The 16,710-nt window shown below is 66.4% G+C and carries 12 protein-coding genes and 1 pseudogene; 9 read left to right on the top strand and 4 right to left on the bottom strand.

All coding sequences use genetic code 11. The features are described from left to right. Positions 1–38: 38 nt before the first annotated feature. Positions 39–1,121, bottom strand: a complete 1,083-nt coding sequence (gene mutY, locus MHZ91_RS24390) for an A/G-specific adenine glycosylase (protein ID WP_239216100.1) — start codon at positions 1,119–1,121, stop codon at positions 39–41. Positions 1,122–1,350: 229 nt separating this feature from the next. Here mutY and MHZ91_RS24385 point away from each other — a divergent pair, with 229 nt between their 5' ends. Continuing rightward, positions 1,351–4,965 carry an indolepyruvate ferredoxin oxidoreductase family protein gene (locus MHZ91_RS24385; protein ID WP_239216099.1) on the top strand — a complete coding sequence of 1,205 codons (3,615 nt, stop codon included), beginning with the start codon at positions 1,351–1,353 and terminating at the stop codon, positions 4,963–4,965. A gap of 1,091 nt (positions 4,966–6,056) precedes the next feature. Here the strand turns inward: MHZ91_RS24385 and glpK are convergent. Then, the gene (gene glpK / locus MHZ91_RS24380) at positions 6,057–7,583 is read right to left on the bottom strand and encodes a glycerol kinase GlpK (protein ID WP_175139037.1); all 1,527 of its coding nucleotides are present in this window, start codon (positions 7,581–7,583) and stop codon (positions 6,057–6,059) included. Beyond that, positions 7,570–9,024 (bottom strand): DHA2 family efflux MFS transporter permease subunit, encoded by a 1,455-nt coding sequence (locus MHZ91_RS24375; RefSeq protein WP_239216098.1) that lies wholly within the window; start codon positions 9,022–9,024, stop codon positions 7,570–7,572. Before MHZ91_RS24375 ends, glpK begins: the two co-directional genes overlap by 14 nt. A 99-nt stretch (positions 9,025–9,123) precedes the next feature. Here MHZ91_RS24375 and MHZ91_RS24370 point away from each other — a divergent pair, with 99 nt between their 5' ends. The 4 genes from MHZ91_RS24370 to MHZ91_RS28330 all read left to right on the top strand — a co-directional run bounded on the left by MHZ91_RS24370 (position 9,124) and on the right by MHZ91_RS28330 (position 11,659). Then, positions 9,124–9,312 (top strand): DUF3460 family protein, encoded by a 189-nt coding sequence (locus MHZ91_RS24370; protein ID WP_056564661.1) that lies wholly within the window; start codon positions 9,124–9,126, stop codon positions 9,310–9,312. A gap of 17 nt (positions 9,313–9,329) precedes the next feature. Then, positions 9,330–10,220 (top strand): ScpA family protein, encoded by an 891-nt coding sequence (locus MHZ91_RS24365; protein ID WP_105237199.1) that lies wholly within the window; start codon positions 9,330–9,332, stop codon positions 10,218–10,220. Between the two features lie 35 nt (positions 10,221–10,255). Further along, positions 10,256–11,110 (top strand): pantoate--beta-alanine ligase, encoded by an 855-nt coding sequence (gene panC, locus MHZ91_RS24360; protein WP_175186027.1) that lies wholly within the window; start codon positions 10,256–10,258, stop codon positions 11,108–11,110. Positions 11,111–11,293: 183 nt separating this feature from the next. After that, positions 11,294–11,659 (top strand): response regulator transcription factor, encoded by a 366-nt coding sequence (locus tag MHZ91_RS28330; protein WP_304505276.1) that lies wholly within the window; start codon positions 11,294–11,296, stop codon positions 11,657–11,659. A gap of 246 nt (positions 11,660–11,905) precedes the next feature. Here MHZ91_RS28330 and MHZ91_RS24350 read toward each other — a convergent pair whose 3' ends face one another. After that, positions 11,906–12,694, bottom strand: a complete 789-nt coding sequence (locus MHZ91_RS24350) for a copper resistance protein NlpE N-terminal domain-containing protein (RefSeq protein ID WP_175139033.1) — start codon at positions 12,692–12,694, stop codon at positions 11,906–11,908. A gap of 202 nt (positions 12,695–12,896) precedes the next feature. On the opposite strand from MHZ91_RS24350, the gene MHZ91_RS24345 reads away from it, so the two are divergent. The 4 genes and pseudogenes from MHZ91_RS24345 to MHZ91_RS24330 all read left to right on the top strand — a co-directional run bounded on the left by MHZ91_RS24345 (position 12,897) and on the right by MHZ91_RS24330 (position 16,703). Further along, the gene (locus MHZ91_RS24345) at positions 12,897–13,745 is read left to right on the top strand and encodes an A24 family peptidase (RefSeq protein ID WP_239216097.1); all 849 of its coding nucleotides are present in this window, start codon (positions 12,897–12,899) and stop codon (positions 13,743–13,745) included. 116 nt (positions 13,746–13,861) lie between these two features. Next, a pseudogene (gene coaE / locus MHZ91_RS24340) lies at positions 13,862–14,555 on the top strand (dephospho-CoA kinase). Next, positions 14,552–15,304 carry a cell division protein ZapD gene (gene zapD, locus MHZ91_RS24335; RefSeq protein ID WP_175125956.1) on the top strand — a complete coding sequence of 251 codons (753 nt, stop codon included), beginning with the start codon at positions 14,552–14,554 and terminating at the stop codon, positions 15,302–15,304. The pseudogene coaE and the gene zapD overlap by 4 nt, the downstream one beginning before the upstream one ends. Positions 15,305–15,437: 133 nt before the next feature. Further along, entirely contained in the window at positions 15,438–16,703 is a 1,266-nt protein-coding gene (locus MHZ91_RS24330) for an MdtA/MuxA family multidrug efflux RND transporter periplasmic adaptor subunit (protein WP_239216095.1), read from the top strand. Positions 16,704–16,710: the final 7 nt, after the last annotated feature.

Genomic DNA, 16,710 nt, shown 5'->3' with positions numbered 1-16,710 from the left:
ACACCGCTCAAGCTCACACCGGTTAACCCGCCGAATCGCTACGCCGCGTTTTCCTCGCCGAACAGGCTGTCCTGCATCCCGGCATCAACCAGCCCCTGCAGCAGTTTCTTGACGGGCGCCGGCAGCGCCATCATCCCCAGCTTGTCTGCAGGCACCCAGCGTTCCGGCAACGCCGGTTCGCGCAGGGCAACCGCGCGCACCGGCACAAGCCAGGGCCGGATGTGCAGGCGGTAATGCGTGAACGTGTGGGCGAAGGCAGCCAGCTCGAAGCGCTGTTCCGGCTCCAGCCCCAGCGCGCGCGACGCGGTGTCGGGATCACCCGCCGCATCAAACTCCGGCAGGCTCCACAGCCCGCCCCAGATGCCGGGTTCGGGACGCTGTTGCAGCAGGAACGCGCCCTGGTGCCGCAGCACCAACATACAGGTCTCGCGTTCGGGGATCGCCTTGCGCACCTTGGGCGTGGGCAGTTCGGCCTGTCGACCTTCGCGGCGGGCAACACAGGTCTCCGCCACCGGACATCTGTCGCAGGCGGGTTTGCCGCGCGTGCAGAGCGTGGCGCCCAGATCCATCAGCCCCTGCGTGTAGGCCGCCATGTCCAGCCCGGGCGCCGCGTCCACCTGCGCATGCGCCAGCGCCCAGAGACGCTGCTCGACTTCGCGCTTGGCCGGGTCGCCCGCGATGCCGAAGTGGCGAGTGAATACGCGCTTGACGTTGCCGTCCAGAATCGGCGAGCGCTCGCCGTTCGAAAACGCCGCAATGGCCGCGGCGGTAGACCGGCCTATGCCCGGCAGCGTAGCGATGGCCTCGGCGGTGGGCGGAAAGCGGCCGTTCCAGTCGCGCACGATCTCCTGCGCGCAGCGATGCAGGTTGCGGGCGCGGGCGTAGTAGCCCAGGCCGGCCCAATAGGGCATCACGTCTTCCTGCGAGGCGGCGGCCAGCGCCGCGACGTCCGGAAAGCGTTGCAGAAAGCGCTCGTAATAGGGAATGACGGTGGCCACCTGCGTCTGCTGCAGCATGATTTCGGAAAGCCAGATCCGGTAGGGATCCCGGGTGTTCTGCCAGGGGAGATCGTGGCGGCCATGCTGGCGCTGCCAGGCGACGATGCGAGGGGCGAAGTCCATGCCGGCAATTATCGCATCGCCCTATTGCCCGCCCGAGGGCCAGGGGTTACAACCGAAAGGACTAACGCCAGCCGGCCCCGTTTTTTCGGAGCGGCGGGTGCGGCAAGCGCGATTCCGCCCGCAGAGGCGCGAACGCATCAGGACTTCACTTTCACGGCCCTTGTTGGCCCGCGTGCGTTCTGGCAAGAGGCGCGCGACGCTGGTGGGGGCATCCGATGTTGGAGTAGACATGAATGCCCCCCTTACGCCCGCCGTCCGCGCGGCGCTTGAATCCGTCCAGCTCGACGACAAATACACCCTGCAATCCGGCCGCGCGTGGATGAGCGGCATCCATGCGCTGGTGCGGCTGCCCATGATGCAGCGCGTGCGCGACGCGCAGGCAGGGCTGAACACGGCGGGCTTCGTATCGGGCTATCGGGGTTCACCGCTGGGCGGCGTCGACCAGAACATGTGGAAGGCCGCCGCCCATCTGAAGGCGCACCACGTCGAGTTCCAACCCGGCATCAACGAAGACCTGGCGGCCACGGCGGTGTGGGGCACGCAGCAGGTGAACCTTTTTCCCGGCGCAAAGTACGACGGCGTATTCGGCATGTGGTACGGCAAGGGTCCCGGCGTGGACCGCTGCGGCGACGTCTTCAAGCATGCGAATGCAGCCGGCACCGCGCGCCACGGCGGGGTGCTGGTGGTGGCGGGCGACGACCACCCCGCCAAGTCCTCGACGCTGCCGCACCAGAGCGATCACATCCTGAAGGCCTGCATGATTCCGGTGCTGTTCCCGTCCAGCGTGCAGGAAGTGCTGGATTACGGCCTGCACGGCTTGGCGATGAGCCGCTACGCGGGCGTGTGGGTGGGCATGAAGTGCATCACCGACATCGTGGAGGTGTCGGCATCGGTCGACGTGGACCCTCACCGCGTGCGCATCGTGCTGCCCGAGGACTTCCAGCTGCCGCCGGACGGCCTGAACATCCGGCTGCCCGACACGCCGTTGCAGCAGGAAGCGCGGCTGCTGGACTACAAGCTGTACGCCGCGCTGGCCTATGCGCGCGCCAACGGGCTGAACCGCGAACTTTGGGAGGTGCCGCAGCGCGATGCGCGGTTCGGCATCATGACGTCCGGCAAGGCCTACCTGGACACGCGCCAGGCGCTCTCGGACCTGGGCCTGTCCGAAGACGTGTGCCGGCGCATCGGCCTGCGCCTTTTCAAGGTGGGCATGGTGTGGCCGCTGGAATCCGCCGGCACGCAGCGGTTCGCCGAAGGGCTGGACGAGATCCTGGTCGTGGAGGAAAAGCGCCAGGTGCTGGAATATCAGCTGAAAGAGGAGCTGTTCAGCTGGATCGGCAGCGGCAAGAAGATTCCGCGAGTGGTGGGCAAGTTCGACGACAAGGATGGCGGCGAGTGGTCCGTGCCGCAGGGCAACTGGCTGCTGCCGGCGCATTACGAATTCTCGCCTGCGATGGTCGCCAAGGCCATCGCGGCGCGCCTGTTGCGGTTCGCGTTGCCGGACGATGTGCGCGCGGGCATCGAGGCTCGCGTGGAGTTCATCCGTGCCCGCGAAGCGGCGCTGGCGCGACCGCGTGTGGTTGAAGAGCGCAAGCCCTGGTTCTGTTCAGGCTGTCCGCACAATACGTCGACACGCCTGCCGGAAGGTTCGCGCGGCATGGCGGGCATCGGCTGCCACTACATGGTGCGATGGATGGACCGCAGCACCGACGTCTTCACGCAGATGGGCGGCGAGGGCGTGCCGTGGCTGGGGCAGGCGCCGTTCACCGAGGAAAAGCACGTGTTCGCGAACCTGGGCGACGGCACCTACTTTCATTCGGGGCTGCTGGCGATTCGGGCAGCGGTGGCGGCCAAGGCGCCGATCACGTACAAGATTCTGTTCAACGACGCGGTGGCGATGACGGGCGGGCAGCCGGTGGACGGCCCGATCAGCGTGCCGATGATCACGCGCCAGGTGGCGGCCGAGGGCATCGAGAAGATCGTGGTGGTGACGGACGATCCCGGCAAGTATGTGGACGTGACCGACCTGGCGCGGGACGTGCCCGTGCGCCATCGCGACGAACTGGACGCGGTGATGCGCGAGCTGCGCGAGCATCCCGGCGTGTCGGTGCTGATCTACGACCAGACCTGCGCAACCGAAAAGCGCCGCCGCCGCAAACGCAACGCCTATCCGGACCCGGCGCGCCGCGTGGTCATCAATGAACGGGTGTGCGAGGGCTGCGGGGATTGCTCGTCGAAGTCGAACTGTCTGTCGGTGGAGCCGCTGGAGACCGAGTTCGGGCGCAAGCGCAAGATCAACCAGTCGAGCTGCAACAAGGATTTCTCCTGTCTGAAGGGCTTTTGCCCGAGCCTGGTGACGGTGGAAGGCGGCAAGCTGAAGAAGCCGCCCGCGTTGGCGCAATCGGGCGACGCGCCGGACGAGGATGTGCCTGCGCCCCGGGTGCGTAGTCTGGACGTGCCTTATGGCGTCTTCATCGCGGGGGTGGGCGGCACGGGCGTGGTGACGATCGGGCAGCTGCTGGGCATGGCGGCGCACCTGGAGGGCAAGGGCTGTTCGGTGCTGGACATGGCGGGACTGGCGCAGAAGGGCGGCGCGGTGTTTTCGCACGTGGTGTTGGCGGGCTCGCCGGACCATCTGCTGAACACGCGCGTGGCGATGGGCGAGGCGGATCTGCTGCTGGCCGGCGACTTGGTGGTGGCGACGAGCGCGGAGGCGATGGCGCGCGTGAGTCCGGGACGCACGCATGTGCTGCTGAACAGCGATACGGCGCCGACGGCGGCATTCGTGTCGAATCCGGGCTGGACAGTGCCGGGGGCGAATCTGACGGCAGATCTGCAGAGCGCCTGCGGCAAGGAGAATCTTGACGCGGTGGATGCCGCAGCCATGGCGGTGGTGCTGCTGGGCGATGCGATCTATTCGAATCCGCTGATGATGGGCTACGCATTCCAGAAGGGCTGGATTCCGCTGTCGCGCGAGGCGCTGCTGCGGGCGATCGAGCTGAACGGCCAACAGGTGGCAAACAATCTTGCGGCCTTTGCGTGGGGACGGCGGGCAGCGCACGAGCCGGCGGCGGTGGCGCGCTTGATGGCCAATGGCGGAGTGCCGGCCGCGCAGCCGGAAGACATCATCGAAATCACGCGGCCGCGGGTGGCGAGTCCGGTGGTGGATCTGAAGAAGCCCGCCGGTGAATTGGCGCAGATGGTGGCGGTGCGCAAGGCGTTCCTGACGCAGTATCAGGACGCGGACTATGCCAAGCAGTACACGGATCTGGTGGACAAGGTGGTGCATGCGGAGCGGGAGGCGACGGGCACGAACCGGCTGGCGGTGGCGGTGGCGCGGTATTACTTCAAGCTGATGGCCTACAAGGACGAATACGAGGTGGCTCGGTTGTATTCGGATGGGGAGTTCTTGAAGCGGGTGGGCGAGCAGTTCGAGGGAGATTGGAAACTGCGCTTTCATCTGGCGCCGCCTTTGTTTGCACGGCGGGACAAGGATGGGCATCTGGTGAAGCGGTCTTATGGGCCGGGGATGCTGAAGGTGTTTCGGGTGCTGGCAAGGATGCGGGTTTTGCGGGGGTCTCGGCTTGATCCGTTCGGGTATACGAAGGAGCGGCGGGCTGAGCGGGAATTGATCAAGGAGTATCGGGAGACTGTGACGGCGATTCTGGGGAAGTTGAATCGCGGGAATCTGGATAAGGCGGTGGCGTTGGCTAGCGTGCCGGAGGAGATCCGCGGGTACGGGCACGTGAAGGAGGCGTCGATGGTGCGGGCCGAGGCGATGCGGGAGGAGTTGTTGAAGGGGTTTACCGCGAGGGTGGTGGCGATTGGGGTTCGGGCGGCTTGATGGTGCTTTATTGGTGTTGCCGGGCAGTGAGTGCTTGGGACGCCTCTCGGTGCCGTGTTATTGCCGGGGTTGAGTTCTTGGGACGCCTCGCGGTGCCGCGTTGTTGCCGAGGGTGGAGTTCTTGAGACGCCTCCCCGGAGCCGTGGTAATGCCGAGGGTGGAGTTCTTGAGACGCCCGGCGCGTCGTCGGCCTGGGGCGCGCGGGGCTACGATTGCGGTCCGGAGCCTTCGCTCCGGACTTCCCCGTCGTCATCGTCGTTGTCGCCTGCGGCGACTGCCTTCCGATTCCCTCGGGCGCATCTACACGCCCCGCGCGCCCCAGGCCGACGCCGCACCGGGCTTTACTGTGGAAGCTTTACGGGCGCTGGGGCGGATTGGGTTCTTGAGGTTCTTGCACGCATTCGTGTGAGATAGAAGCAGCTTGCGGCGCCCGTCACCGTTCGGCCGCGCGGGCGGCCTCCGGTGACTTACGCGGCGTCTTGCGTCGTAGCGATGACGCTTCGCGTGTGGCTGCTTCAGCCCCAGGTGTCTGACACCCAAGTGAGATTAGCGTCATACCAAGAACGTCTCCCGAGGGTGTCAGACACCGGCAGCGGCAGGCGCTCTGGCCGGGTGCAGGCGGAGATGGCAATCACCGTCAGTTGAACCTCCGTGTCCGACGCGCGCCGCCCATCACGGCTCCACCTACCGTGACGGCGGCCATTAGCAAACCAGCCGTCACCAGCGCGCAAGCGAATACCGCCACGACGACCCACCGACCCGATGCCGGGGTGCCGCCGCCCGGGCGGCAGCACTCCGGCGGCCCCGCAGATCTCCTGCCCTGACCACAGGTCTTGTAGCGCCTCATACCAAAGACCCTCGTAGCACGGCGTCGTGGTCACCGGGGAGGCGAGCGCCGTCGATGCGCCCGAGGGAATCTGAAGGGAGCCGAAGGCGGACGAAGATGACGACGGGGCAGTCCGGAGCGAAGGCTCCGGACCGCAATCGTGGGCGATCGCCTCCCCGGTGACCGCGGCGTCGGGCGACCTACGGAGAACCGGCTCCCCGCACAACGATGTTTGACACCAAAGCCAAACCAACGACCGATTGCCTTACTTAACCGCCCCTACCGACCACCCCTTAGACAACTCCACTGCCTGCCGCCACCGCTTCATCCGCGCATCTCTCACGGACTGAGGCCACGCAGGCGTGAACGTGCGTTCAGCCTGCCACTTCGATGCAAATTCATCCGGACCCGACCAGAAGCCTACAGCAAGGCCGGCGAGGCCCGCCGCGCCGAGTGCAGTCGATTCGGGAACCCGGGGGCGGACAACCGGAACGCCCAGAATGTCAGCCTGCATCTGCATCAGCAAGTCATTGCGTGCAGCGCCGCCGTCGACGCGCAATTCCGTCAAAGCGATGCCGCTGTCCGCATTCATGCACGTCAGCAGTTCAGCGCTTTGCAGGGCGATGGATTCCAGCGTGGCACGTGCGATATGGGCGCGTGTGGTGCCGCGAGTCAGGCCAACAAGGGTGCCGCGCGCATAGGGATCCCAGTGCGGAGCGCCCAGACCAGCAAACGCCGGGACCATGAAAACGTCGTCCGTGTCCGAGACGCTGGCGGCCAGGGATTCGATTTCTTCGGAGCGCTGGATGATGCCCAACCCGTCGCGCAGCCATTGAACCGCAGCGCCGGCCACGAAGACGCCGCCTTCCAGCATGTATGCCGGCTTCCATTTGTCCTGCCCCGCTTGAGGCAGGCCCCAGCCGACCGTGGACAGCAGGTTGTTGCGCGATTCGACGGGCTTGTCGCCCACGTTCATCAGCATGAAGCAGCCGGTGCCGTAGGTGTTCTTGGCCATGCCCGGCGTAAAGCAGGCCTGACCGAAGGTCGCGGCCTGCTGGTCACCCGCCACGCCCGCGATGGGCACGGAGCCGCCCAGCCATTCCGGCAGCGCCTCGCCGACGATGGCGCTGCTGGGTGCGATCTGCGGCAGGACGCTGCGCGGGATGTTGAGCAGCGCCAGGATGTCGTCGTTCCAGTCCTGCGTGTGCAGGTCGAACAGCATCGTGCGCGAGGCATTGCTGGGGTCGGTGCTGTGGACCGCGCCGCCCGTCAGTTGCCAGATCAGCCAGGTGTCGATGGTGCCGAAGGCCAGTTCGCCGCGTTCGGCCAGGCGGCGGGCGCCGGGCACGTGGTCCAGCAGCCAGGCCAGTTTGGTGCCGGAAAAGTAGGCGTCGACGACCAGGCCCGTGCGCGCCTGCAGGAAGTCGCCGTGGCCGTCCTGGCGGAGCTGGTCGCACATCGGGGCCGTGCGGCGGTCCTGCCAGACGATGGCGCGGGCCAGCGGGCGGCCGGTGGAGCGTTCCCAGATGAGCGTGGTCTCGCGCTGGTTCGTGATGCCGATGGCGGCGATGTCTGCCGCCGCCGCGCCCGCGTTGCGCAAGGCTTCGCGGGCGACGTCGAGCTGGCTGTGCCAGATCTCGTTGGCGTCGTGCTCGACCCAGCCCGGACGCGGATAGTGCTGGCGGAATTCACGTTGGCCCACGCCGCGGACCACGCCGTCGCGGTCGAACACGATGGCCCGGGAGCTGGTCGTGCCCTGGTCCAGGGCTAGGACAAATTCATTCGTCGTCACTGTTTTTCGCGCCGTTCAGGTGTGCCCCGGCCAGCGGGTCGAGGCGTCTAAAGGAGAAAGTCGATGCCATGCACAGCAGGCCGATGACGATGAAGCCGGCAACCACGTCGCTGATGGCCAGCGTTTCGGCGCCGCGCAGCGACATGCTGATGTTCAACGTGACCGCGGCCACCCCGACGCCCAGCGTGATGCCCAGTTGCTGGGCCATGGCCGAAAAGCTGCTGGCGCGGCTCATCTTGGCGGGCGGGATGTCGGCATAGGTTAGCGTATTTACCCCCGTGAACTGCAACGACCGGAAGAAGCCGCCCACCAGCAGGATGGCGATCATCAGCCATACGGGCGTGGCCGGGTTGAAGGCGCCGCAGACGATGATGAAACCGCCCGTCAGTAGCGCATTCAAGGTCAGCACGCGGCGAAAGCCGAAGCGTTGCACGATGGGCGTGGCCACGAACTTCATCAGCAGCGCGCCGGCGGCGCTGGCGAAAGTGATGAGGCCGGCCGAGAACGGCGAAAGGCCAAAGCCCACCTGCAGCAGCATGGCCAGGAGGAACGGCGTGGCGCCGACCGCGAAGCGGCACAGGTTGCCGCCCAGCGTGGAGATGGCGAACGTGGGAATCCGCATCAGGGACAGATCGATGATGGGATGTTCGGTGCGCCGTGCGTGCACGCCGTACAGCAGTCCGCACACGATGCCCACGGCGATGAGGCCGAGCAGCATGGGCAGCGGCATCACGTCGCGGCCGATGGCCTCGAAGCCGGTGACCAGGGTGGCCAGGCAGCCGGCGCTCAGCAGAAAGCCGATCCAATCGAGCCGCGGCGTGCCGGTTTCGCGGATTTCGGTGACGTACCGCAGCACCAGGAAGATGCCCAGGAACCCGATCGGGATGTTGATCAGGAAGATCCAGTGCCACGACATATACGTGACAATGAAACCGCCCAGCGGCGGTCCGATCACCGGTCCCAGCAGTGCCGGGATCGACAGAAAGGACATGGCCTTGAGCAGATCCTGCTTGGGGACGGTGCGCAGGAGGATGATGCGGCCCACCGGCACCATCATGGCGCCGGCCATGCCCTGGACGATCCGGGCCAATACGAGTTGGGGGAGGTCCTGCGAGATAGCGCAGGCGACGGAACTGAGGGTGAACAGGCCGATCGCGGTAATGAATACGCGCCGGGCGCCGTAGCGGTCCGCCGCCCACCCGCTGATGGGCACGAAGACAGCGACGGCCAACAGGTACGAGGTGATGGCCACATTGAGCCGCACCGGGGTGGATCCCAGGGCCCGTGCCATGGCGGGCAGGGCGGTCGCCACGACCGTCGCGTCCAGCATCTGCATGAACAGCGCGCAGCCGACGATGAAGGGGATCATGCGCGCCGCGCGCACCGCATCCGGGGTTGACGGTGGAGCGGGATTGGCTGCGGCGGCGGATTCTGCGGACATGTCGGGCGGGCTGCGGTGGAAGCCTGACGATTGTAACGCCGGGGATATGGCCGCCGTGAAGTAAACTCGAGACATCTGCAACCTAATGAAATTGGCGTCATGGCGACCAACTACGAATCCGAGATCACCCAGTTCCTCAAGGACTTCAAGAAGTCCCACCCTGGCACCGAAGAGCGCCAGCGCGAGGGACGCGCCCGCCTCTGGGACAAACCGCAGGATCAAGAGCTGCTCGAAGGCTTCCGCGCGGCACGCGTGGCGCAAAGGCCGTACGTGTATCAGGCCGACTGATACCGTTCTCGGCAAACATGGTCCAGAACCCCTCGGTGCCAGGCGATGCCCTGGCCAAGCTAGTGGCACCGTCCGTCGACAGCACGCCCGACACCATCGATAGCGTGGCGTTTGCGCGTCTGTACGGCGAGCCGCTGTTCCAGATGCCGACGGACCTGTACATCCCGCCCGATGCGCTGGAAGTCTTCCTCGAGGCGTTCGAAGGGCCGCTGGACCTGCTGCTTTACCTGATCCGCAAGCAGAACTTCAACGTTCTGGACATCCCCATGGCGGATGTCACGCGGCAGTATCTGTCGTATGTGGATCAGATCCGCATCACCAATCTCGAACTGGCCGCCGAATACCTCCTGATGGCGGCCATGCTCATCGAGATCAAGTCGCGCATGCTGCTGCCGGTCAAGAAGACCGACACCGGCGAAGAGCCCGAAGATCCCCGCGCCGAACTGGTCCGCCGCCTGCTCGAGTACGAGCAGATGAAGCTGGCCGCCCAGAAGCTCGACAAGATGCCGCAACTGGGGCGCGATTTCGTCAGCAGCCAGGCCGTGGCCGACCTCAGCGTCGAGCGCGCGCTGCCCGACGTCAGCGTGGACGACCTGCGCGCGGCCTGGGCCGACATCATGAAGCGGGCCAAGCTCAACCAGCATCACCACATCACGCGCGAGCAGCTGTCCGTGCGCGATCACATGACGCACATCCTGCGCCGCCTGAACGACGTGCGTTTCATGGAATTCGGCGACCTCTTCATGGAGCGCGTCCGCGAGGGCGCACCCGCCGCGGTCGTCGTCGTGCATTTCATCGCCATGCTCGAACTGGCGCGCGAATCGCTGCTGGAAATCACGCAGGCCGAGCCCTATGCGCCCATCTACGTCCGCCTGGCGTACACCAGCGTGGCAGCCGTCGCGGCCTGATCCTGACCGGGCTCCTGCCCACCCCGGAGATTCCCTTGAAAGTCGTACACACCATCCAGGAATTGCGCGATCACCTGCGCGGACAGAACCGCGTTTCGTTCGTGCCCACCATGGGCAACCTGCATGAAGGCCACCTGTCGCTGATGAAGCTGGCGCGCCAGCACGGCGACCCCGTCGTGGCCAGCATCTTCGTGAACCGCCTGCAGTTCGGCCCGAACGAGGACTTCGACCAGTATCCGCGCACCCTGGCCGCTGACATCGAAAAGCTTGAAGCGGCGCGCGACGTCTACGTGCTGTTCGCGCCGAACGAGCGCGAGATGTATCCCGAGCCGCAGAATTTCCGCATCCAGCCGCCCGATGACCTGGGCGACATCCTGGAAGGCGAGTTCCGTCCCGGGTTTTTTGCCGGTGTCAGCACCGTCGTGCTGAAACTGTTTTCCTGCGTGCAGCCGCGCGTGGCGGTGTTCGGGAAGAAGGACTACCAACAGCTCATGGTGGTGCGCAACATGTGCCGCCAGTTCCAGTTGCCCGTCGAGGTGCTGGCGCATGAAACCGTGCGGGCGGACGATGGCCTGGCGCTGTCGTCGCGCAACCGCTACCTGACTGACGGCGAGCGCGCCGAGGCGCCGGCGTTGTACGCCGAGCTTCAGGAGATCGGCCGCCGCCTGGCCCAGGGCGAGCGCGATGCTGCTGCGTTGGAGAACGACGCGGCCCAGCGGCTGACGCAGCGCGGCTGGAAGGTCGACTACGTGGCCCTGCGCCGCCAGCGCGATTTGAAGCGCCCCGAGGCCGCCGACCTGCGGGCGGGCGAACCCGTCGTCGTGCTGGCCGCGGCCAAGCTGGGCGCCACGCGACTGATCGACAATCTGGAATTGGTCTACACGGCCTGAAGCGGCGGGGCGGTGACATCCGGGCGCGCGATGCTGGGCGCTCGGTGCAAGGCGCCTGGTGCAGGCGCTTGATAGGGCAATTGAGGCGAGGCGTTTTCATCAGCCCCTAGCAGAATTGCCAGCTTACGGCGGCCCGGCCGGCGGGGCAGACTGTTTGCAATCCTACATTGCAAACGAGCTTCCATGCCTTTTCCTCACCCCGAACTCGACGCCGCCCTTTCAGCCCTGACCGCCCGCGAACGCCAGATTGTTGACTACGTGGCGGCTGGGCGCGCCAACAAGGTCATCGCCATCGACCTGGGCATTTCCCTGCGCACGGTCGAAGCCCACCGCGCCCGCATCTTCGCCAAACTCGGCGCCCGCAACGCCATGCAACTTGCCTGCCGGCTGTGTGCGCACGGGCAGTCCGGCGCATCGCCCGTTCCGGGCGCGCACTGGCCGTCCCGCACTATGCTGCCTTTCGTCCGCCCTGGCGCGCCGGCCCAGACATTGCACGAGCCCGCCAGCGAATACGGCGACTGCCCGGCAAAACCCGATGTTCCTCCCTGATAGCGATTTGGTGCCGGCGGTCTTGTGCGCACACGTAAGGCAAGCCGTGCTTCGCATCCAAAACCTTCCGCCATAGCGTGCAGCCGTGGGGGCCGCCGTATTCCGCCGCGCGTGCCCTTTCACCGGGCCCAATGGCTGCCGGCCAAAGAATTCGGGCCTGACGAACAAGGTGTTCGTCAGGCCCGGATGGGGTGCTGCGGTGTTCGCCCTGCGGTGCTCACGCGCCGTGGGCGGACACCCCTTCGATCAAGGGCACTTGGGCGCTGCGGCGCTGGCCAGTTCGTCGATCGGGTCCAGATCCGGCTGGCGGGTCAGGTTGTAGTTCAGGTTGGGCGTCTGGCCGCCAATGGAGCGCACGCGCAGCACGTTGTTGGCTGCGACCACGAATTCCACGCGGACATTGCCTTGGCCGTCCATCAGGATGACGCGCGGCGGGCGTTCTTCGGTGGCGTCCCAGCAGCCTTGCTCGGAAACGGGCGGGCCCTTCTTGGGATCGTTGTCGAGGTAGGCGGTGCGGCCGCGCCAGCGGCCATTGGGTGCCAGCGTCAGCGTCACGCGCTGGGCCGTGCACTGCATGGCGGGCGAAAAACACGGCAGCGTGCCCATGTAGGTTTGCGGCTGCGGAACGAGGCTATGGGTGATGCCGTTGGCCGCAGGGGCGGGGGCCACGGGGGCGGGCGCCGAGCCGCCGGCGCCGCCGGAGCCACCGGCACCGCTTTCTGCGCCTTCGGGCACGGACTGGCCGTCTTCGGTGGTCTGGCCGGCAGCAACCGCCTGCTGATTCTGGTTCTGTTGACGGCGCGCGTCGGGCTTGAGCTCGATCTGCACTTGCGACGGGGCGCGAATGACGGTGCGGTAGCCGGCGCCGGAACCTTGGTACTGGGCGTCGGTCACGGTGCTTTCGGCCGGCAGGTCGTAATAGCCTTCAGCTTTCTGCTTGGCGCAGCCGGTTGCGGCGATCACGGTGCCCGCTAGCAGCAGCCCCATGACGCTGAGTTTGCGGGAGCGGGAAACGATTTCTACGCGCGCGGCCATGGCAGCTTATCCGTGAATTGAGTCTGTCTCCGATTTTACGCACTTATGCGAAGATTCGATACGTTCCCCTTAGCCGTTCCCGGGCATCCCGGCACTTTATGCACAAATTACGACACGGCCGCGCGCGGCTCCTCATTCCTTGCGCCATCGCCGTTCTGTCGGATGGGCAGGCGCGTCCGGACCGCAAGGGGCGATGACGCCGATGTGGCACGTCTTTAATCTACCCTTTGGCGTCTTCATCGGCGTGGCGGCGCTGGCGGGCCTGTTCGTGGGCAACTGGCTGACGGTGCTGACCCATCGGCTGCCGCGCATGATGGAGCGCGAATGGCAGGCGCAGTGCCTGGACGCCGCCGGCAAGCCGCGGCCCGCCGGACACTATGGCCTGCTGTCGCCGGCCTCGCAATGCCCGGCCTGCGAGGCGCCCATCGAAAGAATGGCCCGGATTCCCGTGCTCGGCTGGCTGCTGCTGCGCGGCCGGTGCGCGGCGTGCCACGCGCCCATCGGCTGGCGCTATCCCGTCATTGAACTCCTGACCTGCGCGCTGTTCGCCGCCTGCGCGCTGCGCTTTGGCGCGACGCCGATCGCGTTGGCGGCCATGGGCTTGTCGGCCATGCTGGTGGCGCTGGCATGGATCGACTTCGAAACGACGTTGCTGCCCGACGTTCTGACCCAGCCGCTGGTGTGGGCGGGCCTGCTGGTGAACCTGTTTTATGCGTTCACCAGCGTGCAGACGGCGGTGGTCGGCGCGGCAGCCGGGTATCTCTTCCTGTGGGTTATCTTTCATGTGTTCCGCCTGTTGACCGGGCGCGAAGGCATGGGGCAAGGCGACTTCAAGCTGCTGGCCGCGCTGGGCGCGTGGTTTGGTGTCGAGGCCTTGCCGATGTTGCTGCTCAGTGCGTCGCTGGTGGGCGTGCTGATCGGCGGAACGCTGACGCTCACCGGCCGCGCCAGCCGCGGCCAGCCCTTGCCCTTCGGGCCGTATCTGGCGCTGGCCGGCCTGGTCATGCTGCTGCTGGGCGGCGAACAAGGCATGTGGCAGTTCATGAATTAGGGACGGCCGGTCAGGACGACCAGTCAGGACGGCCGGTCAGGACGATCGGCCAGCCGAGGGCCGCCGGTATCGACGGTCATACAGCGGCACCAAGCAAGAGACAAAGGAAAGGCAGCATGTTCAACATTGGTCTGACGGGCGGCATCGGCTCGGGCAAGTCCCGCGTGGCGGACATGCTGGCGGAGTGGGGCGCGGCGTTGGTCGACACCGACGAGATCGCGCGATCGCTCACCGCCGCCGGCGGCGCTGCCATGCCCGCGATCGAACACGAATTCGGACCGCAGGCGCTGACGCCCGACGGCGCGCTGGACCGCGCGTGGATGCGCACGCAGGCGTTCGCCGATCCGCAGGTGCGGCGGCGGCTGGAGGCCGTGCTGCATCCGGCCATCGGCCGCGAAACGCAGCGGCAGGCGGTGGCCGCGCGCGGATCGTATCTGGTCTTTGTGGTGCCGCTATTGGTTGAGTCCCTGGACCGTTGGCGTGACCGCGTGGATCGTATCTGCGTGGTCGATTGCGATCCCGAAACGCAGGTCGCTCGCGTGCAGCAGCGCAGCGGGCTGACGGAGCAGGACATCAGGCGTATCATGGCGGCACAGGCTGCGCGGGCACGCCGGTTGGAGGTCGCGGACGACGTCATACTCAACGACGCAACGACAACACCGGAACAGTTGCGCGCGCGGGCGTTGACCCTGCATGACCGCTGGCTGGCGCTGGCGACCACCACGGGCCGGTAAGCCAGCGGCTGCCGGCACCCCTGAAAATTCTTGGCCCGCCGGCCAACCACTTGATAGGGCCTGTAAAAAAGCGTGATCGTTTACGAATATCCCTTCAACGAGCGCATCCGTGCTTATCTGCGGCTGGAATACCTGTTCGACAGGCTCTTCTTCTTTGCTCGCGAGGGTGACTCACGCCAGCATCAGGTTGCCGTCACCTCCCTTTTCGATCTGCTCGACGCGTGCGAACGCACCGACGTGAAAGGCGCGGTCCTGCAAGACCTTGAACGCCAGCGCTTGGCGCTGGTCGGGCTGCGCGATCATCCCGGCGTGGCGCAGGACGCGCTGGAAGGCATGCTGCGCGAAATGGAAAAGGTGGCCAGTGCCCTGGCTGCCCCTGGCAAGACCGGCCAGTCGCTGCGCGAGAACGAATGGCTGACCAGCCTGCGCGGACGTCTGTCGGTGCCCGGCAGCGCCACGCAGGTCGACATGCCTTCGTACTATGCCTGGCAGAACAAGCCCGAAGCCGCGCGCTGCGCGGACCTGCAGGCGTGGGTGTCCCCCTTCATCCCCCTTTACGATGGCCTGACCCTGGCGCTGCGCCTGTTGCGCGAGTCCGGACGCAAAACCGACATCGTGGCCGAGCAGGGCGCCTACCAGCAGATGCTGGGCGGCAAGCAGTTCCAGCTACTGCGCGTCTGGGTGGACCCCACCCACGGCGTCTTCCCCGAGATCAGCGCCAATAAGTACATGATCTGGATACGTTTTTCCACCCAGGACGGGGAGTTCAAACCCCAGCAGGTGGCCCGTGATGTGTCATTCCAGATGACCCTCTGTAGCTCTTAGGCTGAAGTTACGCAGGGTTTCGCTGCCCGGATTCCTGTTGCGGGTAGTTTCAGCATGACGGTCATCAGGGCCGAAATCGGGACGGTCTAGTAGACAATACGGCTTTCCTTCCGAGTGTGCCGGAACCGTTTCCATGTCCGATAGCCGTCCTGTATCCCCACCCTCCCGCTGGAGCCGTCGCCGCGTGGTCGGCCTGGTCTTGCTGCTCCTCGTTGTGGCGGCGATCGCGTGGTTGGTGCTCCGGCCCTCGGCCAAGCAGGGTGGTCCCGGCGGACGTGCCGGCGGCCGGCCTCCCATGGCGGCCATGGCGAACCTGCCGGTGCCGGTGCGAATCGCCACCGCCGCCCAGCAGGACATCGACATCTTCCTGCGCTCGCTGGGCACCGTCACCGCCTACAACACCGTCACCGTTCGAAGCCGCGTCAGCGGCGAACTCGTCGACGTCGCCTTCCAGGAAGGGCAGCAGGTCAAGGCCGGCGACCTGCTCGCGCAGGTAGACCCGCGTGCGTTCCAGGTGGCCTTGGACCAGGCGCGCGGCACGCAGATGCAGAACCTGGCCCAGCTGGAAAACGCCCGCCGCGACCTGCAGCGCTACCAGGCCCTCTTCAAGCAGGATTCCATTGCCCGCCAACAGGTCGACACGCAGGCCGCGCTGGTGCGCCAGTACGAAGGCACGGTCAAGAGCGATCAGGCCAATGTCGACAACGCCAAGCTGCAACTCGATTACGCGCGCATCACCGCGCCGATCAGCGGCCGTCTGGGTCTGCGCCAGGTGGACCGCGGCAATCTCGTGTCCAGCGCGGACACCAACGGTCTGGTCGTCATCACCCAGACTCAGCCGATTTCCGTCGTCTTCACCCTGCCTGAAACGCAGTTGCCCGAAGTGCGCGCGGAACTCGCCGCCGGCAAGACGTTGACGGTCGACGCCTACGACCGCGCCGACACCCGCCGCATCGCGACCGGCATGCTCGAAACGCTGGACAACCAGATCGACGTGACCACCGGCACGCTCAAGCTCAAGGCCCGCTTCGACAACGCCGACGATGCGCTTTTCCCCAACCAGTTCGTCAACGTGCGCCTGCACGTCCTGACCCGCAAGGACGTGACCGCCATTCCGACGGCGGCGGTCCAGCAGGGCTCGGCCGGCGCGTTCGTCTTCCTGGTGCAGGACGACAACACGATCGCGGTGCGCCAGGTGAAGCTGGGCGCCATCAATAGCGGCATGGTCGCGGTCAACGAAGGCTTGAAGCCGGGTGACCGCGTCGTCACGGAAGGCACCGACCGCCTGCGCGCTGGCGCCAAGGTGGAAATCCTGGGCGGCGCCGAAGTCATTCCCGCCACCCGCGACAAGACGCTGGGCGCGGGGGCGCCGGCCGGCACCACGCCCGCGTCCAAGTAAGCCGAGA

This window comes from Achromobacter sp. ACRQX (genome assembly GCF_022346505.1).
GTDB lineage: Bacteria > Pseudomonadota > Gammaproteobacteria > Burkholderiales > Burkholderiaceae_B > Achromobacter > Achromobacter animicus.
This window is presented reverse-complemented; position numbering and strand designations above follow the sequence as displayed.